Source organism: Thioclava kandeliae (genome assembly GCF_040297545.1).
Classification (GTDB): Bacteria; Pseudomonadota; Alphaproteobacteria; order Rhodobacterales; family Rhodobacteraceae; genus Thioclava; species Thioclava kandeliae.
The window spans coordinates 209,167-229,863 of sequence record NZ_JAYWLC010000004.1 but is presented as its reverse complement, the minus strand read 5'-3'; the positions used below and the strand labels follow the sequence as shown (position 1 = coordinate 229,863).

Annotated in this window: 22 protein-coding genes, 3 tRNA genes and 1 other RNA gene; 18 read left to right on the top strand and 8 right to left on the bottom strand. The window is 61.6% G+C overall.

Annotation, left to right across the window (positions count from 1 at the left end):
• Positions 1-48 precede the first annotated feature (48 nt).
• From VSX56_RS07245 to VSX56_RS07220, 6 genes are all read left to right on the top strand, one after another.
• Complete coding sequence (locus VSX56_RS07245; protein ID WP_350935982.1) at positions 49-987, top strand: pirin family protein; 939 nt, start codon at positions 49-51, stop codon at positions 985-987.
• A gap of 254 nt (positions 988-1,241) precedes the next feature.
• Positions 1,242-1,318: transfer RNA gene (locus VSX56_RS07240), tRNA-Asp, on the top strand.
• A 32-nt stretch (positions 1,319-1,350) separates the two neighbouring features.
• A tRNA-Asp gene (locus VSX56_RS07235) sits at positions 1,351-1,427 on the top strand.
• 32 nt (positions 1,428-1,459) lie between these two features.
• Positions 1,460-1,536 (top strand) — tRNA-Asp (locus VSX56_RS07230).
• Between the two features lie 106 nt (positions 1,537-1,642).
• Positions 1,643-2,908, top strand: a complete 1,266-nt coding sequence (locus tag VSX56_RS07225) for a glutamate-5-semialdehyde dehydrogenase (RefSeq protein ID WP_339112761.1) — start codon at positions 1,643-1,645, stop codon at positions 2,906-2,908.
• A 122-nt stretch (positions 2,909-3,030) separates the two neighbouring features.
• Positions 3,031-3,264, top strand: a complete 234-nt coding sequence (locus VSX56_RS07220) for a putative antibiotic biosynthesis monooxygenase (protein WP_339112760.1) — start codon at positions 3,031-3,033, stop codon at positions 3,262-3,264.
• A 77-nt stretch (positions 3,265-3,341) separates the two neighbouring features.
• Here VSX56_RS07220 and VSX56_RS07215 read toward each other — a convergent pair whose 3' ends face one another.
• On the bottom strand, positions 3,342-3,980 hold the full coding sequence (locus VSX56_RS07215; protein ID WP_350935979.1) for a histidine phosphotransferase family protein: 639 nt from the start codon (positions 3,978-3,980) through the stop codon (positions 3,342-3,344).
• On the opposite strand from VSX56_RS07215, the gene VSX56_RS07210 reads away from it, so the two are divergent.
• From VSX56_RS07210 to olsA, 3 genes are all read left to right on the top strand, one after another.
• A complete protein-coding gene (locus tag VSX56_RS07210) occupies positions 3,979-4,152 on the top strand; it encodes a DUF3553 domain-containing protein (protein WP_339112758.1) in 174 nt (57 codons plus the stop codon). The genes VSX56_RS07215 and VSX56_RS07210 overlap by 2 nt on opposite strands.
• 135 nt (positions 4,153-4,287) lie before the next feature.
• On the top strand, positions 4,288-5,055 hold the full coding sequence (gene olsB / locus VSX56_RS07205; protein ID WP_350935977.1) for an L-ornithine N(alpha)-acyltransferase: 768 nt from the start codon (positions 4,288-4,290) through the stop codon (positions 5,053-5,055).
• Positions 5,052-5,888, top strand: a complete 837-nt coding sequence (gene olsA / locus VSX56_RS07200; protein ID WP_350935975.1) for a lyso-ornithine lipid O-acyltransferase — start codon at positions 5,052-5,054, stop codon at positions 5,886-5,888. The genes olsB and olsA overlap by 4 nt, the downstream gene beginning before the upstream one ends.
• Here olsA and VSX56_RS07195 read toward each other — a convergent pair.
• Both VSX56_RS07195 and VSX56_RS07190 read right to left on the bottom strand, forming a co-directional pair.
• On the bottom strand, positions 5,877-6,104 hold the full coding sequence (locus VSX56_RS07195; protein WP_350935973.1) for a ribbon-helix-helix domain-containing protein: 228 nt from the start codon (positions 6,102-6,104) through the stop codon (positions 5,877-5,879). The genes olsA and VSX56_RS07195 overlap by 12 nt on opposite strands.
• On the bottom strand, positions 6,101-6,301 hold the full coding sequence (locus VSX56_RS07190; protein ID WP_350935971.1) for a DUF4169 family protein: 201 nt from the start codon (positions 6,299-6,301) through the stop codon (positions 6,101-6,103). Before VSX56_RS07190 ends, VSX56_RS07195 begins: the two co-directional genes overlap by 4 nt.
• 151 nt (positions 6,302-6,452) lie before the next feature.
• Here VSX56_RS07190 and VSX56_RS07185 point away from each other — a divergent pair, with 151 nt between their 5' ends.
• The 6 genes from VSX56_RS07185 to VSX56_RS07160 all read left to right on the top strand — a co-directional run bounded on the left by VSX56_RS07185 (position 6,453) and on the right by VSX56_RS07160 (position 13,355).
• Positions 6,453-8,138, top strand: a complete 1,686-nt coding sequence (locus VSX56_RS07185) for an ABC transporter ATP-binding protein/permease (RefSeq protein WP_350935969.1) — start codon at positions 6,453-6,455, stop codon at positions 8,136-8,138.
• Position 8,139: 1 nt separating this feature from the next.
• Positions 8,140-9,780 carry an amino acid ABC transporter ATP-binding/permease protein gene (locus VSX56_RS07180; RefSeq protein ID WP_350935967.1) on the top strand — a complete coding sequence of 547 codons (1,641 nt, stop codon included), beginning with the start codon at positions 8,140-8,142 and terminating at the stop codon, positions 9,778-9,780.
• A 120-nt stretch (positions 9,781-9,900) separates the two neighbouring features.
• On the top strand, positions 9,901-11,511 hold the full coding sequence (locus VSX56_RS07175) for a cytochrome ubiquinol oxidase subunit I (RefSeq protein WP_350935965.1): 1,611 nt from the start codon (positions 9,901-9,903) through the stop codon (positions 11,509-11,511).
• Positions 11,512-11,517: 6 nt separating this feature from the next.
• On the top strand, positions 11,518-12,678 hold the full coding sequence (gene cydB, locus VSX56_RS07170) for a cytochrome d ubiquinol oxidase subunit II (RefSeq protein WP_350935963.1): 1,161 nt from the start codon (positions 11,518-11,520) through the stop codon (positions 12,676-12,678).
• A gap of 15 nt (positions 12,679-12,693) precedes the next feature.
• Positions 12,694-12,804 (top strand): cytochrome bd-I oxidase subunit CydX, encoded by a 111-nt coding sequence (gene cydX / locus VSX56_RS07165; protein ID WP_339112749.1) that lies wholly within the window; start codon positions 12,694-12,696, stop codon positions 12,802-12,804.
• Between the two features lie 92 nt (positions 12,805-12,896).
• Complete coding sequence (locus VSX56_RS07160) at positions 12,897-13,355, top strand: NUDIX hydrolase (RefSeq protein ID WP_339112748.1); 459 nt, start codon at positions 12,897-12,899, stop codon at positions 13,353-13,355.
• 49 nt (positions 13,356-13,404) lie between these two features.
• On the opposite strand, the gene fumC is transcribed toward VSX56_RS07160, so the two are convergent.
• The 4 genes from fumC to ssrA form a co-directional block, all read right to left on the bottom strand.
• The gene (fumC, locus tag VSX56_RS07155; RefSeq protein WP_350935960.1) at positions 13,405-14,799 is read right to left on the bottom strand and encodes a class II fumarate hydratase; all 1,395 of its coding nucleotides are present in this window, start codon (positions 14,797-14,799) and stop codon (positions 13,405-13,407) included.
• Between the two features lie 159 nt (positions 14,800-14,958).
• Positions 14,959-15,432: an SspB family protein gene (locus tag VSX56_RS07150; protein ID WP_339112746.1), complete on the bottom strand. Its 474-nt coding sequence runs from the start codon at positions 15,430-15,432 to the stop codon at positions 14,959-14,961.
• A gap of 104 nt (positions 15,433-15,536) precedes the next feature.
• Positions 15,537-15,965 carry a nuclear transport factor 2 family protein gene (locus tag VSX56_RS07145; RefSeq protein WP_350935958.1) on the bottom strand — a complete coding sequence of 143 codons (429 nt, stop codon included), beginning with the start codon at positions 15,963-15,965 and terminating at the stop codon, positions 15,537-15,539.
• A 182-nt stretch (positions 15,966-16,147) separates the two neighbouring features.
• Positions 16,148-16,503: a transfer-messenger RNA gene (gene ssrA / locus VSX56_RS07140) on the bottom strand.
• A 170-nt stretch (positions 16,504-16,673) separates the two neighbouring features.
• Here ssrA and ndk point away from each other — a divergent pair.
• Positions 16,674-17,096 (top strand): nucleoside-diphosphate kinase, encoded by a 423-nt coding sequence (gene ndk, locus VSX56_RS07135; protein ID WP_339112744.1) that lies wholly within the window; start codon positions 16,674-16,676, stop codon positions 17,094-17,096.
• Between the two features lie 79 nt (positions 17,097-17,175).
• Here ndk and VSX56_RS07130 read toward each other — a convergent pair whose 3' ends face one another.
• Positions 17,176-17,661, bottom strand: a complete 486-nt coding sequence (locus VSX56_RS07130) for an RrF2 family transcriptional regulator (RefSeq protein ID WP_339112743.1) — start codon at positions 17,659-17,661, stop codon at positions 17,176-17,178.
• A gap of 170 nt (positions 17,662-17,831) precedes the next feature.
• Here VSX56_RS07130 and speB point away from each other — a divergent pair, with 170 nt between their 5' ends.
• Both speB and VSX56_RS07120 read left to right on the top strand, forming a co-directional pair.
• The gene (gene speB, locus VSX56_RS07125) at positions 17,832-18,803 is read left to right on the top strand and encodes an agmatinase (RefSeq protein WP_350935955.1); all 972 of its coding nucleotides are present in this window, start codon (positions 17,832-17,834) and stop codon (positions 18,801-18,803) included.
• Positions 18,804-18,883: 80 nt separating this feature from the next.
• Complete coding sequence (locus VSX56_RS07120; protein ID WP_339112741.1) at positions 18,884-20,500, top strand: FMN-binding glutamate synthase family protein; 1,617 nt, start codon at positions 18,884-18,886, stop codon at positions 20,498-20,500.
• The last annotated feature ends 197 nt before the right edge of the window (positions 20,501-20,697 follow it).

Genomic DNA, 20,697 nt, shown 5'->3' with positions numbered 1-20,697 from the left:
TGCGCGGCACATTCGTCCCAAGCCGAATTGCCAAAATGGAGCGCCCAGATGAGCTGGAACCCGATTCTCGATGCCGATATCCCGATTGGCGATGCCGTTGATCTCGTTGATATGGAAATCGTGCCGCGTGCGCGGGATCTGGGGTCGTTCGAGGTGCGCCGTGCGCTGCCTTCGGCCAAGCGCCAGATGGTGGGGCCGTTCATCTTCTTCGACGAGATCGGGCCTGTCGAGTTCCTGTCGGGGCAGAAGGGCGTCGATATCCGCCCGCACCCGCATATCGGCCTCGGCACGGTAACCTATCTGCTTCAGGGACGGCTGCATCACCGCGACTCCCTCGGAACAGATCAATGGATCAAACCGGGCGAGGTGAACTGGATGAATGCGGGTTATGGCATCACCCATTCCGAGCGCACCGACGAGGATCTGCGCGAGACGGGCGATACGATGTTTGGTATCCAGACCTGGATCGCGCTGCCCAAAGATGCCGAGGATGATGCGGCGGAATTCGCCCATTCGGGGGCAGGGACGCTGCCGGTTCTGGAGGCCGAGGGTAAAAAAGTGACGCTGGTTCTGGGGGATGCCTGGGGGGCGAAAGCGCCGCTCGCCATGCCGTCGGAGCTGTTTTACGCCGATGCCGATCTGACACCCCATGCCGCGCTGCCGCTGCCCGACAATCACGAGGATCGCGGCGTCTATGTGCTGCGCGGCTCGGTGCATGTGGGCGGGGCGCATTATGGGGCGGGACGTATGCTGATCTTCCGTCCCGGTGACCGGATCTCGGTCAAGGCAGGGGCCGAGGGGGCACGTCTGATGGTGCTGGGCGGGGCCACGCTAGAAGGGCCGCGCTATATCTGGTGGAATTTCGTGGCCTCTTCGCAGGAACGTATCGAAGCGGCCAAGGAATCCTGGCGCGCGGGCGATTGGATGCACGGGCGATTCCAGCTCCCGCCGACGGATCGCGACGAGTTTATCCCGCTTCCCGACTGAACGCGCTAGGATGGAGCGGCAAGCCACGGGGATCACGGCCCCTCCGGCGATATGATTCCCCTGATAACGGCGCTCCGTTGCCCCCGCTGTGCTGATGCCAACCAATTGAAGAAGCGTTGTTTTAAAGGGTTTCCTAAAATACGCGGCAGGGTTTTTGGGTTTTTTTGAAAAGAATGCGAAACCATGCTTGACGGGCGCGTTAGTGGCCCGTATTACCCACCCCACGCTCCGGGCGATGCCGGAGGGGATGAAGAGCGGTTGTAGCTCAGTTGGTTAGAGTATCGGCCTGTCACGCCGAGGGTCGCGGGTTCGAGCCCCGTCAACCGCGCCACTGTTTCGGAATTGGAGTTTGGAAGATGCTGTGCGGTTGTAGCTCAGTTGGTTAGAGTATCGGCCTGTCACGCCGAGGGTCGCGGGTTCGAGCCCCGTCAACCGCGCCACTGTTTCGGAATTGGAGTTTGGAAGATGCTGTGCGGTTGTAGCTCAGTTGGTTAGAGTATCGGCCTGTCACGCCGAGGGTCGCGGGTTCGAGCCCCGTCAACCGCGCCACCATCTTCTCGTCAGAAAGCACCCCAACGGGGTGCTTTTGTCGTTTTGGGCTTCTTTTGGTCGGGCAGGGTCGCTATATGCGGGCTGTCACATAAGGAGTAGACGGATGAAAGACGCGTTGGATGCAAAGCAGCTGATCGACACCCTCGGTGCCGCTGCCCGCGAGGCAGCAGCAGAGCTGGCCTTCGCACCAGCGCCTCAGAAAACCCGTGCGCTCGAAGCGGCCGCCGATGCTGTCTGGGCGCAGCGCGCCGAGATCATTGCCGCGAATGCCGAGGATCTGGCCTATGGCGAGGCAAAGGGGCTCACGCCTGCCATGATGGACCGTCTGAAGCTTGACGAGGCGGGGATCGAGGGGATCTGCAAGGGCCTGCGCACCATCGCCGCACAAGAGGATCCTGTGGGCGCGGTGATCACCGAATGGGACCGCCCCACGGGGCTGCATATCCAGCGTGTGCGCACGCCGCTCGGTGTGGTGGGGGTGATCTACGAATCGCGTCCCAATGTGACTGCCGATGCCGGTGCACTCTGCCTGAAATCCGGCAATGCGGTGATTCTGCGTGGTGGCTCGGAGAGCTTCCATTCCTCGCGGGCGATCCATGCCTGTCTGGTCGAGGGGTTGAAAGCCGCAGGTCTGCCCGAGGCGGCGATCCAGCTGGTGCCCACCCGTGACCGTGATGCCGTGGCCGCGATGCTGCAGGCGGTCGAATATATCGACGTGATCGTTCCGCGCGGGGGCAAGGGGCTCGTAGGGCTCGTCCAGCGCGAGGCGCGCGTGCCGGTCTTCGCGCATCTGGAAGGGATCTGCCATATCTATGTCGATGGCAGCGCCGATCTGGACAAGGCCCGCCGTATCGTGATCAACGCCAAGACCCGCCGGACGGGGATCTGCGGGGCAATGGAATGCCTGCTGATCGACCGCGCTTTCTGGGACAGGCATGGTGATGTGCTGATCCGCGATCTTCTGGCCAAGGGCGTCGAGGTGCGCGGGCAGGGTGATCTGCTGGGCACCGAGGGCGTGGTCGAGGCCGCCGAGGATGATTACGGGCGTGAATTCCTCGATATGATCTGCGCGGCCAAAATCGTGGAGGGGGTGGATGAGGCCATTGCCCATATCCGCCGCTACGGCTCCAACCATACCGAAGCGATCCTGGCCGAGGACAAGGCGCCTGTGGCACGCTTCTTCCAGCGGCTCGATAGCGCGATCCTCATGCATAACGCCTCGACCCAATTCGCCGATGGCGGGGAATTCGGGATGGGTGCCGAGATCGGGATTGCCACCGGCAAGATGCATGCGCGCGGCCCCGTGGGGGCCGAGCAACTGACCTCGTTCAAGTATCTTGTCACGGGGGATGGCGCGACCCGCGCCTGAGTATCGCCCGATTTAAAGGCCGCAGTGCAGAAAGCATGTGCTGCGGCTTTTTGTGTCTTTGACATAAGATAGGCATGCTTTCTATATTTCCTGCGTGCCAACCGCCCTTCCGGAGAATTCCCATGACCGCCCAGATCCCCCCCGGCCGCCGTCTGTTCTCGCGCAATTTGCGTCTGAGTTTCTTTGTCCTTTGTGCTATCTACCCGCTGGTCACGGCGCTCCTCTATGTGGTGCTGCCGCTGATGGACGGGCATCCGCTCTTTACGGTGACTGCCGTGGTCTGTCCCATTGTCGTGCTGTCGATGGTCTATGCGATCATCCCCACCATCCATCGCCGTCTTGGGCATCTACTTTAAGATCATATTCCAACCATTTGCAAAAAATAAAAAACCGGCGTCTTGCGCCGGTTTTCTGTTTGCTGCTCGCGCATGGATCAGAAGCCGATACGGGCTTCGGTCTCGCCGATCTCCCATGCGATATGGCGTCCGTGGAGTGCCGCCTCGCGCGGTAGCAGCAGAAACTGGACCTGCGCCGGACGGAGGTCTTCGGGCGCCTGTCCGTTCAGCGCATTCCACAGTGCCTCGTCGGGTTTGGTGCGCCGCGTTTCGGCCACCAGATGCCATTCGCCATTGATCTCTGTAATCACCAGCCGCCCGCCGAAGGGCAGCGCGGTTTCCATGCAGAGCATCGCCAGATAGGCCATCTTCACGAAATGACGGGGCTGGTCGCCTTCAGCCTGCCATTCATATTTCATCCGGCCCGTCGCGGACATCTCGGCCAGAAGGTTGCGGATCTCGTTCTGGCTGACGCGCTGCTCGGTGCTCGATTGTCCGAAGGCCACGCGGAAGAACTTCACCCGCGCATTGGCCGCGTTCACGCTCTCGGCGATCAACTGCATCTCGGGGCTCATCGCGCCACCTGCCATCGCCAAAAGCTCTACCCCATTGCTGATTGCGCCCAAAGGGCTGATAAGGTCATGACACAGACGCGAACCGACAAGGGCCACCAGATCGGCCTCGGAAGCCTCGGTATTGGCGTCAGAAGGAAGCAATTGAGAAGACAGGGCAGTCATGAACGAATTCCTCGAGCCGGGTATGTTGGTCCGGAACCCGAAAGCGCCGGAATGGGGTGTAGGTCAGGTGCAATCGCGCGTGGGCGACAAGATCACCGTCAATTTCCGCGAGGCGGGTAAACAGGTGGTTGACGGTCGGGTGATCGCGTTGACTCTCGTTATTGAAGATTAAAGTTGAGGAAAGGTTAACGCCGATTTTGCCACGCGGGTCAATCGGCGCCTCCCAACCTGCTTGCCTTTTGAGCGCTCTCTTGCCACAAACTCGGCAAGAGCGTGCGACATGCTTGCAAAAGTGGATTGAAATGCCATGGAATCCAGTCGTTTAGAGGTTCGTCTTGCGGCGAGCGAGGAAGATCTTCTGGCCTCGCAACGGCTGCGCTATCAGGTCTTCGTGGCCGAGCTGGGCGGGGGTGGCGCGATGGTTAATCACGCAGCCCAACTCGAATGCGATGCCTTCGATCCCGTTTACGATCATCTTCTATTGGTTGATCCCGCCATCGATCCTGAGACGCTCAGCCATGTGGTGGGAGTCTATCGTCTCCTACGTTCGGATCGTGCGGCGGCCTTCGGGCGCTATTATTGCGATGAGGAATACGATCTCGGGCCGCTCAAGGCCCTGAACCGCCCGATGCTCGAGCTTGGGCGCTCCTGCGTCCATCCCGATCATCGCGGAGGCGCGGCCATGTTCCTGCTCTGGAACGGGCTGGCAGACTATGTGCTCACGAACCGGATCGAGATCCTGTTCGGGGTGGCCTCTTTCCATGGCACCGACCTGCAGGCGCTGAAGATGCCTCTTGCGTGGCTCCACCATCATCACCGCGCCCCAGACGCGCTGCGGGCGCGGGCACGCGTCTTCCAGCCGATGGATCTGGTGCCGCCCGAGGCGCTCGACCGGCGCGCGGCGATGGCAGCCATGCCCAATCTGATCAAGTCCTACCTCAAGCTCGGTGGCTTCGTGGGCGAGGGTGCTTTTATCGATCATGATTTCAACACGACCGATGTGCTGGTGATGATGGACACGACCGCCATGAGTGCGAAACATCGCAGCTTCTATACCCGCAGGGTCGAGGTATGACCCGCCCCGTACCGTCGCCCACTTGGATGGGTGAGGCGCCCCCAGCGCCGCCCACACCCCGTTCGGGCGACAGGCTCCGGCTAAGCGTTCGGTGTGTCTGTGTGGTGCTCGTGTTCCTGTGCGGGCTCGGGGCGATGGGCGTCTCACGGCTGATCGAGACCGTTCTGCGTCGGTCCGACCGGCCGCTTTCGGTGCATATCCCGCGGCTGGTCTCGCGGGCGACCGTCGCAATCCTGGGGATCGGCCTCACGATCCGGGGCCGACCGATGCGTCATGCGGGGGCGGTGGTATGCAATCACGGATCATGGTTCGACATTCTCGCGCTCAATGCCGCGAGTAATGTGTTTTTCGTGGCCAAATCCGAGGTGGCCGGCTGGCCGGGGATCGGGCTTCTGGCACGGATCGCGGGGACGGTCTTTATCCGTCGTGACCCGCGCGAGGCGGCCGCCCAGGCCCGCCTGTTCGAGACCCGGATCCGCGCAGGCCACAGGCTTCTGTTCTTCCCCGAAGGCACCTCCAGCGATACGCGTCGGGTTCTGCCATTCAAATCGACCCTGTTTCAGGCCTTTTTCACCGAGGATCTGCGCGCGCGGATGTGGGTCCAGCCGGTCAGCCTGCGCTATCATGCCCCTTCAGGCGAGGATCCGCGCTTTTACGGATGGTGGGGCGATATGGCCTTTGCCCCGCATCTCGAGAAGCTTCTGAAGGCAAGACGCGGGGGACGGATCACGCTGGTCTTTCATCCGCCTCTGGCCGTGGCCGCGCATCGCGACCGCAAGGCGCTGGCCGCGGCCTGTGAGGCGGCAGTCAGGGACGGCTTCTCAGCCCTGTAAAAGCTGCGCGCGGTAATAGCGCAGCACATGGAGACGGATGGCGGTGGCCAGCCCCATCTCGACCCCGCGGGCCACATCTATTTCCGCGGCCAGCGCATTGATCCCCATATCGCGTTCGCGCGCGATGTCGCGGAAGGCCTGCCAGAACTCGTCCTCCAGCGTAACCGAGGTGCGGTGCCCGCCGAGTGTCAGGGAATGTTTGCGCGGGCGGCTCATGTCTCGCTCTGCTCCCCATCATCCTTGTCCAGACGATGAGCGTCGAGATGGCGCTTGGCGGCCAGATCGTCCGCTTCGTCGCGCGCGCGCTCGGCCTTGGTGCGGCCGAATTTCACAGCATTGGCGTCAGCCGCCGCGCGCTTCTCGGCGCGGGCCTTGGTTTTGCGGAACTGGTTGAGATTGGTCACATTGCTCATTGCGTGATTTTGCCATGACAGAGGCAGGCTGAAAAGACCCCGCAAACATATATCGGGACTGCGCGTTTTCTGCGCCGATATGATGCAGATCAAATGAGCTTTTTGCCGATGCGGTTACGGAGGGACGGCAAAGAGTAGGACGGGGTGCATCATGACAGGCCATGGCAGCGCAAACCAAGCGGCGCAGGACGAGGCGCTATCGCGCGCAAAACGCGGGCGGAGGGTGCTGAACTCTCTGATGGCGCCCGAGGCGGGACGGTTGCGCGGCGCCTCGGGCCTGTCGGTTCTCGCGGCACTGGTCTGGCCCTTGCAGGCGTGGTGTGTGGCGCATGTTCTGGGCGCGCTCCTTGCGGGACAGAACGCCGGGGCGCTGATACCGTCGCTCGTGTTCGGCTTGCTCGGGGGGCTCAGGGCGGCGCTCAACTGGGGCGCGGAGGGGCTGGCGCAAGGGGCGGCCAACCGCACGGTCGGGTGCTTGCGCGCGCGGATCGTGGCGCAGGAAGCCGCGTCGGGCGAGGAGAACCGCTTTGGCGGGGCGGGGGCCATCGCCGCCCTTGCCGGCGAGAAGGCCGAGTTGTTGCGGCCCTATATCACCCGCTACCGCCCCGCACAGTTCCGCGTGGGGGTGGTGCCGCTCCTGTTTCTCGGGGTGGCGCTCTGGCAGTCCTGGGCGGTGGCCGTGATCTTCGCGGTTTCAGGCCCGCTGATTCCGGTCTTCATGGCACTTGTGGGGATGGCCGCGAAAGAGGCTTCCATGCGCCAGCTGGGCGAGATCGGCACGCTCAACGATATGCTGGTCGAGCGGCTGGGGGCGGTGCTCGATATCCGCGTGCTGGGCGCACAGGACCGCGTGATGGAGGGGTTTGTCGTCCAGACCGGTCGGCTGCGCCAGCGTACGATGGCGGTGCTCGGGGTGGCGTTCCTGTCCTCGACGGTCTTGGAACTCTTCTCGGCCATCGGGGTGGCGATGGTCGCCGTATTCGTGGGCTTCTCGCTTCTGGGCGAGATCTCTTTCGGCACTTGGGGGGCGGGGCTTTCGCCCGAGGCGGGGATTTTCCTTCTGCTGATCGCGCCGGAATTCTACCAGCCTTTGCGCGATCTGTCGGCGGCATGGCATGACCGTGCATCGGCAGAAGCGGTGGGCGCCGAACTCGAGGACTGGCAGAACGGCCAAGCCGCGCCTCTCGTGGGGAAAGGCGCGCAGGCCGCACCGCTGGCAGGGCTGTGCACTGTGCAGGCAAGCGGGCTCGTGATCCATGGTCGTGCCTTGCCGGATGTGAGCGTCGATGCAGGAGAGAGTATCGCGCTGGTCGGGCCCTCCGGGGCGGGCAAGACCACGCTTTTGCGCCTGTTGGCAGGGGGGCTCACGCCCGAGGCAGGATATGTCCGTGTGGGGGGGCAACCGCTTGTGCCCGAGACCGCCGATGCGTGGCGGGCGCGTCTGGGCTGGATGCCACAGGCCCCGCATTTCCTTTCGGGTACGTTGCGCGAGAGCCTGATGCTGCCCGAGGGGGCAGATCCTTGGCCCGCGCTGGCACAGGCGGGTGTGGCGCAGGTCGTGCGCGCGCTGCCCGAAGGGCTCGAGACGCCTCTGGGCGAGACGGGAGGTGGTCTGTCGGGCGGCGAGGCGCGGCGGATCATGCTGGCGCGGGCGCTGGCGCGCCGTCCCGATCTGCTGCTGGCTGATGAACCCACTGCCGATCTGGATACCGAGACTGCAGCCGCCGTTACCACCGGGCTGCTGGCGGCCCACGGGCGCGGCATGGGGCTGGTTATCGCGACCCATGACATGGCGCTGGCGGAGAAAATGGACCGGATCATCCGGCTGGAGGCGTAAGATGAGAGACCTTTTCGCGATATTCCTGCGTCTTCTGCGGGCCAATTCCTGGGCGATGGCGCGGGGCTGGGCGCTGAGCCTGACCGTGCTGGTCATGGGAGCCGCGCTTCTGGGGCTGTCGGGGTGGTTCATCGTGGCGGCGGCTGCTGCGGGGCTGATCGGGATGGGTTCGGTCTTCGACGTGTTCCGCCCCTCGGCCATGGTGCGTTTTCTGGCGCTCGGACGGGCGGCGGGGCGCTATGGCGAGCGGCTTCTGACCCATGATGCCACCCTGCGCGGGCTCGAGGCGCTGCGGGCCGATGTTCTGCGCGGCTATCTGGGGGCGGGATACCGGACGATGACCCGCATCCGTGGCGCGCAGGCGCTCAATCGGCTGACGGCCGATGTCGATGCGCTGGACGGTGTCTCGCTGCGACTGTTCCTGCCGGTGATGGCGGCGCTTGGCACCCATGCGCTGGTCTATCTGGTGCTTCACTGGTTGTTGGGCGGCATGATCGCCGCATGGATCGGATTGGGCTATACCTTGGGCGGGGCGCTGATCCTGATTTGGGCCGCGCGGACCTCGGCCCGCGTGGCGCGTGCGCGCGAGGAGGCGGCCCAGTCTTTCCGCACGGGCCTGATCGACATGATCCGTGCCCGTCGTGATCTGGCGGTCTACGGGCGCCTTGCGGGGCAGGCCGTGCAGGTGCAGGCCGCCCAAGACTTGCACGACGGGTTTAGCCAGCGGCAGGATGCCGCCGAACGCAGGGTCGGGCTGACGCTCAACCTGCTCCTGCAGCTGGTTGCGGCAGGGGCGCTCGGGCTCGGGATTGCCACGGTGAATGCGGGCGGCTTTGCGCCGTCCTATGCCGCGCTCGGGTTCTTTGCGGCGCTCGGGCTGGCAGAGACGATCGCGCCGCTGCGCCGCCTTGCGCCCGATCTGGGGCGGATGCGGATGGCGGCCACGCGGGTGCGCGGCCATCTGCCCGGTCCCGAGGCACCGGCCAGCCCCGCCGTTACACCACCGCGCAGCGCGCAATTGACGGTGTCGCATCTGTCGCTCTGCCGGCCCGATACCGCACAGCCCATTATCGAGGATCTGTCCTTCGATCTCGGACCGGGGCAGTGGCTTGCCGTGACCGGAGCGAGCGGTCGGGGCAAATCCACGCTCCTGCTGGCGCTGGCGGGGTTGATGCCTTTTGACGGCGAGATCAGGCTCGGGCAGATCCCGATCGCCACGCTCGACGAGGCGTCCCTGCGCGAGAGGGTGGCCTATCTGCCCCAGCGCAGCGCCCTGATGGCGGGCACCCTGCGCGAAAACCTCTGTCTTGGCGATGACCGGATCACCGATGCCGATCTGGACGCGGTTATCGACGCCTGTGCTTTGCGGGAGGTGATCCGCCTGCGCGGTGGCCTCGATATGGTCATCGGTCCGCGTGGCGAAGGGCTTTCGGGCGGCGAGGCAAGGCGCGTCACTTTGGCGCGGTTACTCCTGCGCCGTCCCGATCTCCTGCTCCTCGACGAGCCGACCGAGGGGCTCGACGACGCCACCGCACTCCATGTGCTAAGGGAAATCCGTGCCATCCTGCCGCAGTCCGCCATTCTTTCCGCCTCGCATAAACACGTAGAGGTTGAGATATCTGATAGGGTGATAATCCTGTAATTGCGCATTTGATTTCTACTTTTTGACCCAGATCAAGGAGGCCGCGCGAGTGCAGGCTTACTCGGGTCGCATAAGAAAACGCGAATGGGAAACTCATCTTTCCCGCTAGGAGCTGAGGATATGGATTTCGGTATCGTCGAGCTGTCACGGTTTCAATTTGCCATGACTGCGATGTATCACTTCCTCTTCGTGCCGCTGACGCTGGGTCTGTCGATCCTCGTGGCGATCATGGAGACGGTGTATGTGATGACCAACCGCCCCATCTGGCGCCAGATGACCAAGTTCTGGGGCCTTTTGTTCGGGATCAACTTTGCCATCGGGGTCGCCACCGGCATCACGATGGAATTCCAGTTCGGGATGAACTGGAGCTATTATAGCCATTATGTGGGCGACATCTTTGGCGCGCCTCTGGCCATCGAGGGGCTGATGGCCTTCTTCCTCGAGGCGACCTTCGTGGGGCTGTTCTTCTTCGGCTGGGACAAGATGTCGAAGACCGCGCATTGCGTCGTGGCGTGGCTCGTGGCTATCGGCTCGAACTTCTCGGCGCTCTGGATCCTTATCGCCAATGGCTGGATGCAGAACCCCGTGGGGGCCGAGTTCAACCCGATGACCATGCGCATGGAGATGGTGGATTTCTTCGCTGTGCTCTTCAACGAGGTGGCGCAGGCGAAATTCGTCCATACCGTTTCGGCAGGCTATGTGACCGCTTCGGTCTTCGTGATCGGCGTCTCGGCATGGTTCCTGCTGCGCGGGCGTCATACCGAGCTTGCGCGCCGTTCGATCACCGTCGCCGCAGCCTTCGGTCTGGCCTCGGCGCTCTCTGTGGTGCTTCTGGGCGACGAGTCGGGCTATAATGCGACCCATACGCAGCGCATGAAACTTGCCGCCATCGAGGGGATGTGGGAGACCGAGCCCGCGCCTGCGCCCTTCACCGCTTTCGCCATCCCCGATCAGGAGGCGCGCGAGAACCGCTACGCGATCCATATCCCCTATCTGATGGGGCTGATCGGTACGCGCTCTCTGACCACCTCGATCCCCGGGATTGACGATCTGGTGGAGGAATCAGAGGCCCGTATCCGCAATGGTCTGATCGCCTATGACGCCTTGATGACCTTCCGTCAGGACCGTGCAGCCACCGCGCCCGAGGTAATGAAAACCTTCGAGGACCATTCCGGCGATCTGGGTTATGCGTTCTTGCTGAAGAAATATGTCGAGGATCCGCGCGAGGCATCCGATGCGCAGATCAAGCAGGCGGCGGCGGACACCGTGCCGCAGGTCTGGCCGCTCTTTTGGGCCTTCCGCATCATGGCCGTTCTGGGCTTCTTGATGATCGGCACGATGGCTTATATGTTCTACCGCTCGTCCTTCAAGGGCATGCATTATCCGCGCCCGATGCTGCGTTTGGCGGTCTGGATGATGCCTGCGCCGTGGATCGCCGCCGAGATGGGGTGGTTCGTGGCGGAATTCGGGCGTCAGCCATGGACGGTAGACGGGATCCTGCCGACGGCGCTTTCGGTCTCCGCGCTCTCGGCCACCGAAGTCCTGATGACCATCATCGGCTTCATCCTGTTCTATACCGTGCTCTTCATTATCGAGATGGGTTTGATGCTGAAATACATCAACAAGGGCCCGTTCGAGGATGTGGCGGAAACCGAAAGCTGGATGGCCAGCCACAAGACCCGTCTGAGCGGCAAGGCGGCAGCCGATGCCATCGCGGAACCTGCGGAGTAAATTGCTATGATCCTTCATGACCTTATCAGCTATGACGTGCTGCGGGTGATCTGGTGGGTGCTCCTGGGCATCCTGCTGATCGGCTTCGCCGCGACCGACGGGTTCGACATGGGCACTGCCGCCCTGATGCCCTTCATCGGCCGCACCGACACCGAACGCCGCGTGGTGATCAACACCGTCGGCCCCGTCTGGGAAGGCAACCAGGTATGGCTCATCCTCGGCGGTGGCGCGATCTTCGCGGCCTGGCCGCCGCTCTATGCGGTCAGCTTCTCCGGCTTCTATCTGGCGATGTTCGTGGTGCTTGCATCCTTCATCGTGCGTCCGGTGGCGTTCAAATACCGCTCCAAACGCGAGGGTCTCGTCTGGCGGCGCAACTGGGACTGGGCTTTGTGCCTCTCGGGGGCGGTTCCGGCGCTTCTCTTCGGCGTGGCCGTGGGCAATGTGATCCAGGGCGTGCCCTTCCATCTGACCGATGATTTGCACACCGTCTACGAGGGCGCTTGGTATATGAAATTCATCGGGCTTCTCGATCCCTTCTCGCTGCTGGCAGGGGTGGTCTCGCTTTCGATGCTCGTCATGCATGGTGGTGCATGGGTGAACCTGAAGGCCGAAGGGATCGTGGCGGCGCGCGCCCGTGCTATCGGCGCCAAGGCAGCCCTCGTCGCGGTGGCGGCCTATGTGCTGGCCGGGATCTGGCTGGCCTTCATCCCGGGCTATGCCTTCAGCGGTGATGTGCCGGTCGATGGCCCCTCGAACCCGCTGCATTTCACGGTGATCCGCTCGGCCACATGGCTTTCGGCCTATGCTGACCGCCCGTGGATCGTGATCGCACCGGCCTTGGGCATCGTCTGCGCGCTCCTGACCCATCTGGGCCTGAAAGCGGGGCGCGAGGGCTCGACGATGATCCTCTCGGGTGTCGCGGTGCTCGGCGTGATCTCTTCGGTCGGGCTCACGATGTTCCCCTTCATCATGCCCTCGAGCACGGCGCTCAACTCCTCGCTTGCTGTCTGGAACGCGTCCTCCTCGCATCTGACGCTGTTTATCATGCTGGTCTCGGCGGTGATTTTTGTCCCGATCATCCTCGCCTATACGAGCTGGGTCTATAAGGTGCTCTGGGGCAAGGTCACCGAGGATGACATCACCGGCAACTCCCATTCGGTCTATTGAGGAAAGGAACGACAGATGTGGTATTTCGCATGGATTCTGGGCCTTCCGCTGGCCGCCATCTTCGCCGTCATGAACGCGATGTGGCTTGAGCTGAAGGAAGACCAGAAGCGGATCGACGGTAAATAGGCATAGGCCCAAAACGACTTGTGCGGGCGAGGGGCGGCAGGGATGCCGCCCCTTTGTCTTGAGGCGGTCTCGGGGGCAGGTTAGGGTGGGCTATGACACAGTGGCGTCCCGCTCCCCGTATCCGGTTCAAAGTGCTTGGCCTGCATTGGCGCGACGGGCGGCTTCTGGCCGCCGAGGTGCCCGATGATGCCGGTCGGGTCAAAGGTGTTCGGCCCTTGGGGGGCACAGTCGAATTTGGCGAGACGGCCGAGGCCGCGCTCCGGCGCGAATTCCACGAGGAGTTGGGGGTCGAGATTGGCCTACGGGGAGCGCCGGTTTTCATCGAGAACCTCTACCATCATGAAGGCCATCAGGGGCACGAGATCCTCGCGCTTTACGAGATCACTCTGCCGGAGGGCGCGTTCGAGGGCGAGACGCGCCTACAGTTCCACGAGGATAGCGGTGTCGTGTGCTTTGCCCAGTGGTTCGATCCAGCGACGCTTGATCAGGACGGTGGTCCGAAGCTTTTTCCCGACGGCCTGAAAGCCCTTTTGAAACGCTTGGGATCATGAAAAAGGCCAGCCCGAGGGCTGGCCTTTCCGTTACCCTTTGACGGGCAGATCAGTCATTGGGGCCGATCATCAGCTCGGGGCGGACGACCTCGTCGAAGGTCTTTTCGTCCACGAAGCCGAGCGCGATGGCTTCCTGCTTCAGCGTGGTGCCGTTCTTATGCGCGGTCTTGGCAACCTTGGTGGCGTTGTCATACCCGATGGTCGGCGCAAGGGCAGTGACCAGCATGAGCGACTCGTGCAGGAGCTTCTCGATACGCGGCTCGTTGGCCTCGATGCCCACCACCATGTTATCGGTGAAGGCCGAGGCGCTATCGCCCAGAAGCTGCATGGATTGCAGCACGTTATAGGACATCATGGGGTTATAGACGTTCAGCTCGAAATGGCCTTGGCTTCCTGCGAAGCCGACAGCGGCATTGTTGCCCATGACATGGGCACAGACCATGGTCAGTGCTTCGGCCTGCGTCGGGTTCACTTTACCCGGCATGATCGAGGAGCCCGGCTCGTTTTCCGGCAGGATCAGCTCGCCCAGACCGCAACGCGGGCCCGAGCCCAGAAGACGGATGTCATTGGCGATCTTGAAGAGCGAGGCCGCAACCGTGTTGAGCGCGCCCGAGAACATGACCATCGCGTCATGGGCTGCAAGTGCCTCGAACTTGTTGGGGGCGGTAACGAAGGGCAGGCCGGTGATCTCGGCCATATTTGCCGCAACCGCCTCGCCCCAGCCTTTCTTGGTGTTCAGGCCGGTGCCGACGGCGGTGCCGCCCTGTGCCAGCTCGTAGATGTCACCAAGGCAGGCCTCGACGCGCGCGATGCCCTTGCGGACCTGATGCGCATAGCCGCCGAATTCCTGACCAAGGGTCAGAGGGGTCGCATCCTGCGTATGGGTGCGGCCGATCTTGATGATGTCCTTGAAGGCTTCCGATTTCGCTTCGAGCGCCTCGGCCAGCTTGGTGAGGCCCGGGATCAGCACATCACGTGCCGACATGGCGATACCGACATGCATCGCGGTCGGGAAGGTGTCGTTGGAGGACTGACCCATATTGCAGTGGTCATTGGGGTGGACGGGTTTTTTCGAGCCCATCTCGCCGCCCAGCATCTCGATGGCGCGGTTCGAGATCACCTCGTTCGCGTTCATGTTGGACTGGGTGCCCGAACCCGTCTGCCAGACGACCAGCGGGAAGTTGTCATCGAACTTGCCGTCGATCACTTCGCCTGCTGCCGCGATGATCGCATCAGCGATTTTCGCATCCATCGCGCCATTGGCCTTGTTGGCCATCGCGCAGGCTTTCTTGATCACGCCGAGGGCGCGGATGATCGGCACCGGCTGCTTTTCCCAGCCGATGGGGAAATTCAGTATCGAGCGCTGCGTCTGCGCGCCCCAGTATTTGTCTGCGGGAACTTCCAGCGGACCGAAGCTATCGGTCTCGGTACGGGTCGCGGTCATAGTGGGCCTCCGTAATAACCAGCTCTGGCCGCTAAAAATCGGGCCAGCCGTGAACGTGTTTTTGTCTAAGCGGTAGGGCGCGGGAATGCAAACGGTATACGCATGTATACGGGCGCTAACACAGTAAAAGACCGCCCCGAGGGGCGGTCGCTGCAACAGTTAGGATTTACGGAATTTATCGAGGCTGACAACTTCGGCCTCGGGCCGCACGCCCGAGGGGGGCGGATCGTCGTCATCATTCTCGGTATCATCGGTTTGATCGTCGCCATCCTCGTCCGAATCCTGCGTCTCGAATCTGAGGCCGAACTCAACGGAAGGATCCACAAAGGTCTGGATCGCATCATAAGGGATATAGAGCGGCTCGGGATTGTTGCCGAAATTCAGCGTCACGCCGAAGCCGTCATCATCGACATTGAGATTGTCGAACCAGTGCTGGATCACCACCGTCATCTCTTCGGGATAACGCGAATGCAGCCAGTCGGCCATCTCGACACCATCTGCCTGCGTGTCGAAGGTTATGAAGAAATGATGCGCGCCGGGAAGTCCGTTCTCGGCCACGTCTGAGAGCACATCCTGAATCAGGCTGCGCATCGCGCGATGCATCAGGTTTCCGTAATCGATGCTGCGGGTCATTCCTTGTCCTTCCATACCTTAGCAGGTGTTCCCTCACCATAGGGGTTTTCATGCCTTTGGAAAGGGGCACTTTTCTGTTGAAGGTTTTCTAGATCGTAGAAACGTTACGAAATCTTTTCGCTCGAGAGGCATAGGGCAACCGTATCCACAGGCAAAAATCCTAGCTGGCTAAACAGACCGATAAGATCGTAATGGTCATGCATGGCCACGATCTTGCCATCGCGAAAACGCAGAAGCGACTGCCCGCTGAATTCGACGTGATTCCCCGATACTTTCGACGTGCCGCTAACCGTCATCAGCACATGAAGGATATCCCCGCTCTCGTAACTATGCCGGATGTCATGACGGATATGGTCGAGATGGGCACGCAGGGCGGGGACGAGCTCTTCCATATCCTCCCGCGTCATCTCGACATCGCTGATCAGTCCGGTGGCATGGGAACAGTCAGACACATAAAGCGACAAGCATTCGGCCCGACCATTGGACCAGACTTCCTGAAGGAATTCTTTATAGAAGCTGAGCTTATCGGACATGAGACCTCGGTGTTATCTTGGCTACAGGTGGTCTTGGGCAGGCTCGGCCTGCGTCAATGGCACTATGTCGATGAATAACAACCAGTTTCACAACGCAGTCGTGACAACCTCGGATCAGACTGCACGGCTTTGTGGCCTCATGCAAGCGCCGCGTGCCGAAAGAGCGGAGAGGATGGGGAAAAGGTGCAGGATTCTGTTGCAAGGCTCCTGCGGGCCCCGCCTTACGCTGCTAAGCGCAAGGAGTTAGGTTTCGGAGCTTAAGCTGCTTACGCAGCCAGAGCTACCGGAGCACGATTGTCGTTTGCAATTGTACTTTTTGAACCGATAACGGTGGTATCTCACCGAGACAAAGCTACATCTTTAGACGTTCGTCGATCCTATTTCGGCCCCATGATCCCAAACGAAAGGATATATGGTGGAGCCGCCGGGTACCGCCCCCGGGTCCGATCCGTGTATTACATGCGCGTTTATGTCCATAGTCCGAGGCAAGCCCCGAACAGGATTGGATATAGGCCGCCATTTTTCGGGTTTCAAGCTCTCTACGCGATCTGTCGCCTAAAAAGGTTACAAAACGCCGCCTGATGGGGCGCAAGAACGCAGCGCGGGGCTTTTCAACCCCGCGACCGCATGCTAGCAGGCGAACGATATTCATTCTCCCGTGCCCGCAGGATCACCCGCGCGGGCAAGACGCAAAAGAAAGAGCTTAGCATGGCTACCGAACGCACGCTGTCGATCATCAAACCCGACGCAACCCGCCGCAACCTGACCGGTAAGATCAACGCCAAGTTCGAGGAAGCGGGTCTCCGCATCGTCGCACAAAAGCGCATCAAACTGTCGATGGAACAAGCCGGCAAGTTCTATGAAGTCCACAAAGAGCGTCCCTTCTACGGCGAACTGTGCGAGTTCATGGCCTCCGAGCCGGTTGTCGTGCAGGTTCTGGAAGGCGAAGGCGCTATCCTGAAAAACCGTGAAGTCATGGGCGCAACCAACCCCGCAGATGCGGCAGAAGGCACCATCCGCAAGGAATACGCTCTGTCCGTCGGCGAGAACTCGGTCCACGGTTCGGACGCACCGGAAACCGCAGCGGAAGAAATCTCCTTCTTCTTCTCGGGCCTCGAGCTGGTCGGCTGATTTCGGGTTATTCCGGAAGGTCAGAACATGGAAAAGCCGCCCCTCAGGGGGCGGCTTTTTCAATTTGGCGCATAGGCGATCAGGCGCGTGCCGAGATCCGGTGGCTACAGGCCGAGACAGGCGGTATCCCTTCAGGCAGAAGCAGGATCTCTTCAAGCCGGTCGTTATTGTCGACGAGATCGGCGAGGCTGTAGCGGTCCAACTCGCCGAAGAAGGCCTCCAGCGCCTTGGCAAGGGCTGTGCGCAACATGCAGCCCTGCGCCAGAGGGCAGGTGTTGGCCTCGGCGTCGAAACATTCGGCAAAGGGCAGGCCGCCCTCGAAATCGCGAAATACCGCGCCCACCGAGATTTCCGAGGCGGCTCGCGCCAGCTGCATGCCGCCCGCGCGCCCGCGGCGGGTCTCGATATATCCACGCTGGGAAAGTGTGTTGATCACCTGCGCCAGATGGTTTTCCGACGCATTGCAGTTCTCGGCGATCTCGGATTTGCGGACCGTGCGGCCCGCATTGATGGCACAGAACATCAGGCTGCGCATGGCGAGATTGGTTCGGATGGTAAGTCGCATGGGATCTCCTCGTTTCGGCTATCCTACGCCTGCTGTGAAAAGAGGGATTTGACATAGATCATGTAGCGAAAATCCATGTTTGGACTTTTCCCGCTCCACAATTGGGGGTTGACGCTTAGCGGCCTTCGCGTCACGGCTTGCGTATCGGGGTTTCGCATGGGAGGCGGATCATGGCGCTTGAGGATGCAAAACATCAGGTAGACGAGGCCTTTACCCGACAGAACCGGCGCGGGCTCAGCTACGAGAACGCATTTGGCGGCGCGACCAGTTTCCTGCGCAGGCGCTACAGCAAGGAGCTGGTGGGGGCTGATATCGCCGTAACCGGTATTCCCTTCGATCAGGCCGTCACCAACCGTCCCGGCGCGCGGTTCGGGCCGCGCGCGATCCGCGAGGTCTCGACCCTTCAGGCATTTGACGCGCCCTATGGCTGGGGCTACGATCCGCTCTCGGCACTCAATATCATAGACTACGGTGATCTGGCCTTCGATTACGCCAATGTCGCCGAGACTCCGTCGCGGATCACCGAGCACTTGCGCCAGATCGTACAGGCCGGCGTGACGCCGCTCTCCATGGGGGGCGATCATTATATTACGTTGCCGATCTTGCGCGCCGTGGCCGAGCGGTTCGGCCCCGTGGCGCTGATCCAGTTCGATGCGCATTCCGATACATGGGCCGATGATGATCCGGCGCGGATCGATCACGGCACATTCCTTTACAAAGCCATCAAGGAAGGGCTCGTCGACCCCAAGGCCTCGGCCTCGATCGGTATCCGCACCGATAACCCCGACACGCTCGGGGTCACTATCCTCGATGCGCCCTCCGTGCATCGCAACGGGGTGGATGCGGTGGTGACGAAGGTCAAACAGCTTGTCGGTAAACGGCCCTGCTACATCACCTTCGATATCGATTGCCTCGATCCGGCCTTCGCGCCGGGGACGGGCACACCGGTCTGGGGTGGGCTTGCCAGCTGGCAGGCTGCCGAAATCCTGCGCGGCCTGCGCGGTGTGACGCTGATCGGTGGCGATGTGGTGGAGGTCTCGCCGCCCTATGACACGACGGGTGCCACGGCCATCGCAGGCGCCCATGTATTGAGCGAACTGATCGCGCTGCGCGGGCTCGTGGATGCCGGAACAAGTCTTTAATACGTCGGGTAAGTTTCCGGTTACATTAGGGAGCTAAACTCGCTACTAGCCCGTCGAAATGCGCTTTAGAGGAGAAAGCCATGCATTCAAAAGATGTTAGCCGCTTTATGCCCATGATCCTATGCGGGGTGCTGGCGCTGTTATCGCTACTCGGTGTCATCTTCCACAGCATCTTCTGGCTCACATTCCTGATCTTTGGTGCACTCTTCTTTGTTGGCTTCTACGATGTCCGTCAAACCCGCCACGCGGTGCTGCGCAACTATCCGATCATGGGGCATATGCGCTACCTGCTGGAAAGCATCCGCCCCGAGATCCGGCAATATCTGATCGAGGCCGATCAGGACGAGGAGCCCTTCTCGCGCGAGGAGCGGACGCTGGTCTATCAGCGCGCCAAGGATGTCGAGGATGCGCGTGCCTTCGGGACCAAACAGCGGGTCTATGATTCGGGCTATCAATGGCTGACCCATTCGGTCCAGCCGCGCCATATCGAAAGCCATGATTTCCGCGTCACCATTGGCGGCCCGGATTGCCAACAGCCGTATTCCGCCTCGATCTACAATATCTCGGCCATGTCCTTCGGGGCTCTGTCTGCCAATGCAATTCAGGCGCTCAATACCGGTGCCAAACTGGGCGGCTTTGCCCATGATACGGGAGAGGGGTCCATCTCGCGCTACCACCGCGCGGGCGGGGGCGATCTGATCTGGGAGATCGGGTCCGGCTATTTCGGTTGCCGCAACCATGACGGCTCGTTCAATCCCGAGACCTTCGCGCAGCGCGCGCAGGAGCCGCAGGTGAAGATGATCGAAATCAAGCTGAGCCAGGGCGCGAAACCGGGGCATGGGGGCATGCTGCCTGCGGCCAAAATCACGCCCGAGATCGCCGAGGCGCGTGACATCCCGATGGATCAGGACTGTATCTCGCCCGCCTCGCATTCGGCTTTCTCGACGCCGCTGGAATTGTGCCATTTTATCAAACAGCTGCGGGATCTTTCGGGTGGCAAGCCAGTGGGCTTCAAGCTCTGCGTCGGTCACCGCCGCGAGTTCATGTGCATGCTGAAGGCGATGATCGAAACCGGCATTACCCCCGATTTTATCGTAGTTGATGGCAAGGAAGGGGGCACGGGGGCGGCACCGCTGGAATTTGCCAACCGTCTGGGTATGCCGCTTGTTGAAGGGCTTACCTTTGTCCACAATGCGCTTAGGGGGGCGGGCTTGCGCGAGAAGATCAAGATCGGGGCCTCGGCCAAGATCATCTCGAGCTTCGATATCGCGCGGGTGCTGGCGCTCGGCGCAGACTGGTGCAATTCGGCGCGCGGCTTCATGTTCTCCATTGGCTGCATTCAGGCACAGGCTTGCCACACCAACCGCTGTCCCGTGGGCGTTGCCACCCAAGACCCGCGCCGCTCCAAGGCGCTGGTGGTCGAGGATAAGGCGACCCGCGTGGCCAATTTCCATCGAAACACGATGAAGGCGCTCAAGGAGATGACGGGGGCTGCCGGGCTGGATCATCCCTCGAAATTCCTGCCACACCATCTGATGATGCGGGAGAAGGACCGTCAGATGGTCGTGGGCAGCGAGGTCTATCCCTATATGCCTATAGGTTTCCTGCTGCGCGAGGAAGAGGACCGCTTCGGCTATCTGGCCCGCTGGCACCGTGCACGGGCCGACAGCTTCTTCCCGATCGATGACGGCGTGTGATTTGCCGCTTAAATAGCTCTGCGGCGGCGTGTCGCAGTAGCTGAGTATAAAAACGGCGGCTGTTAAGTCGCCGTTTTATATTAAAAAATAACAGCTCTGCGCTTGGATGTAAGCGGGCTTGCAGTAAGTGCATATAGAAAATGATTTACGGCGCTTGTTCTTTTGGGAAACTCTCCCTAGTTGGGCGAAAGAGGCCA

What these genes read in the sequence shown, in the direction of transcription:
- VSX56_RS07245 (WP_350935982.1), top strand. Translation starts at nt 49, where the DNA reads ATGAGCTGGAACCCGATTCTCGATGCCGATATCCCGATTGGCGATGCC.
- VSX56_RS07225 (WP_339112761.1), top strand. Translation starts at nt 1,643, where the DNA reads ATGAAAGACGCGTTGGATGCAAAGCAGCTGATCGACACCCTCGGTGCC.
- VSX56_RS07220 (WP_339112760.1), top strand. Translation starts at nt 3,031, where the DNA reads ATGACCGCCCAGATCCCCCCCGGCCGCCGTCTGTTCTCGCGCAATTTG.
- VSX56_RS07210 (WP_339112758.1), top strand. Translation starts at nt 3,979, where the DNA reads ATGAACGAATTCCTCGAGCCGGGTATGTTGGTCCGGAACCCGAAAGCG.
- VSX56_RS07215 (WP_350935979.1), bottom strand. Translation starts at nt 3,980, where the DNA reads ATGACTGCCCTGTCTTCTCAATTGCTTCCTTCTGACGCCAATACCGAG.
- olsB (WP_350935977.1), top strand. Translation starts at nt 4,288, where the DNA reads ATGGAATCCAGTCGTTTAGAGGTTCGTCTTGCGGCGAGCGAGGAAGAT.
- olsA (WP_350935975.1), top strand. Translation starts at nt 5,052, where the DNA reads ATGACCCGCCCCGTACCGTCGCCCACTTGGATGGGTGAGGCGCCCCCA.
- VSX56_RS07195 (WP_350935973.1), bottom strand. Translation starts at nt 6,104, where the DNA reads ATGAGCCGCCCGCGCAAACATTCCCTGACACTCGGCGGGCACCGCACC.
- VSX56_RS07190 (WP_350935971.1), bottom strand. Translation starts at nt 6,301, where the DNA reads ATGAGCAATGTGACCAATCTCAACCAGTTCCGCAAAACCAAGGCCCGC.
- VSX56_RS07185 (WP_350935969.1), top strand. Translation starts at nt 6,453, where the DNA reads ATGACAGGCCATGGCAGCGCAAACCAAGCGGCGCAGGACGAGGCGCTA.
- VSX56_RS07180 (WP_350935967.1), top strand. Translation starts at nt 8,140, where the DNA reads ATGAGAGACCTTTTCGCGATATTCCTGCGTCTTCTGCGGGCCAATTCC.
- VSX56_RS07175 (WP_350935965.1), top strand. Translation starts at nt 9,901, where the DNA reads ATGGATTTCGGTATCGTCGAGCTGTCACGGTTTCAATTTGCCATGACT.
- cydB (WP_350935963.1), top strand. Translation starts at nt 11,518, where the DNA reads ATGATCCTTCATGACCTTATCAGCTATGACGTGCTGCGGGTGATCTGG.
- cydX (WP_339112749.1), top strand. Translation starts at nt 12,694, where the DNA reads ATGTGGTATTTCGCATGGATTCTGGGCCTTCCGCTGGCCGCCATCTTC.
- VSX56_RS07160 (WP_339112748.1), top strand. Translation starts at nt 12,897, where the DNA reads ATGACACAGTGGCGTCCCGCTCCCCGTATCCGGTTCAAAGTGCTTGGC.
- fumC (WP_350935960.1), bottom strand. Translation starts at nt 14,799, where the DNA reads ATGACCGCGACCCGTACCGAGACCGATAGCTTCGGTCCGCTGGAAGTT.
- VSX56_RS07150 (WP_339112746.1), bottom strand. Translation starts at nt 15,432, where the DNA reads ATGACCCGCAGCATCGATTACGGAAACCTGATGCATCGCGCGATGCGC.
- VSX56_RS07145 (WP_350935958.1), bottom strand. Translation starts at nt 15,965, where the DNA reads ATGTCCGATAAGCTCAGCTTCTATAAAGAATTCCTTCAGGAAGTCTGG.
- ndk (WP_339112744.1), top strand. Translation starts at nt 16,674, where the DNA reads ATGGCTACCGAACGCACGCTGTCGATCATCAAACCCGACGCAACCCGC.
- VSX56_RS07130 (WP_339112743.1), bottom strand. Translation starts at nt 17,661, where the DNA reads ATGCGACTTACCATCCGAACCAATCTCGCCATGCGCAGCCTGATGTTC.
- speB (WP_350935955.1), top strand. Translation starts at nt 17,832, where the DNA reads ATGGCGCTTGAGGATGCAAAACATCAGGTAGACGAGGCCTTTACCCGA.
- VSX56_RS07120 (WP_339112741.1), top strand. Translation starts at nt 18,884, where the DNA reads ATGCATTCAAAAGATGTTAGCCGCTTTATGCCCATGATCCTATGCGGG.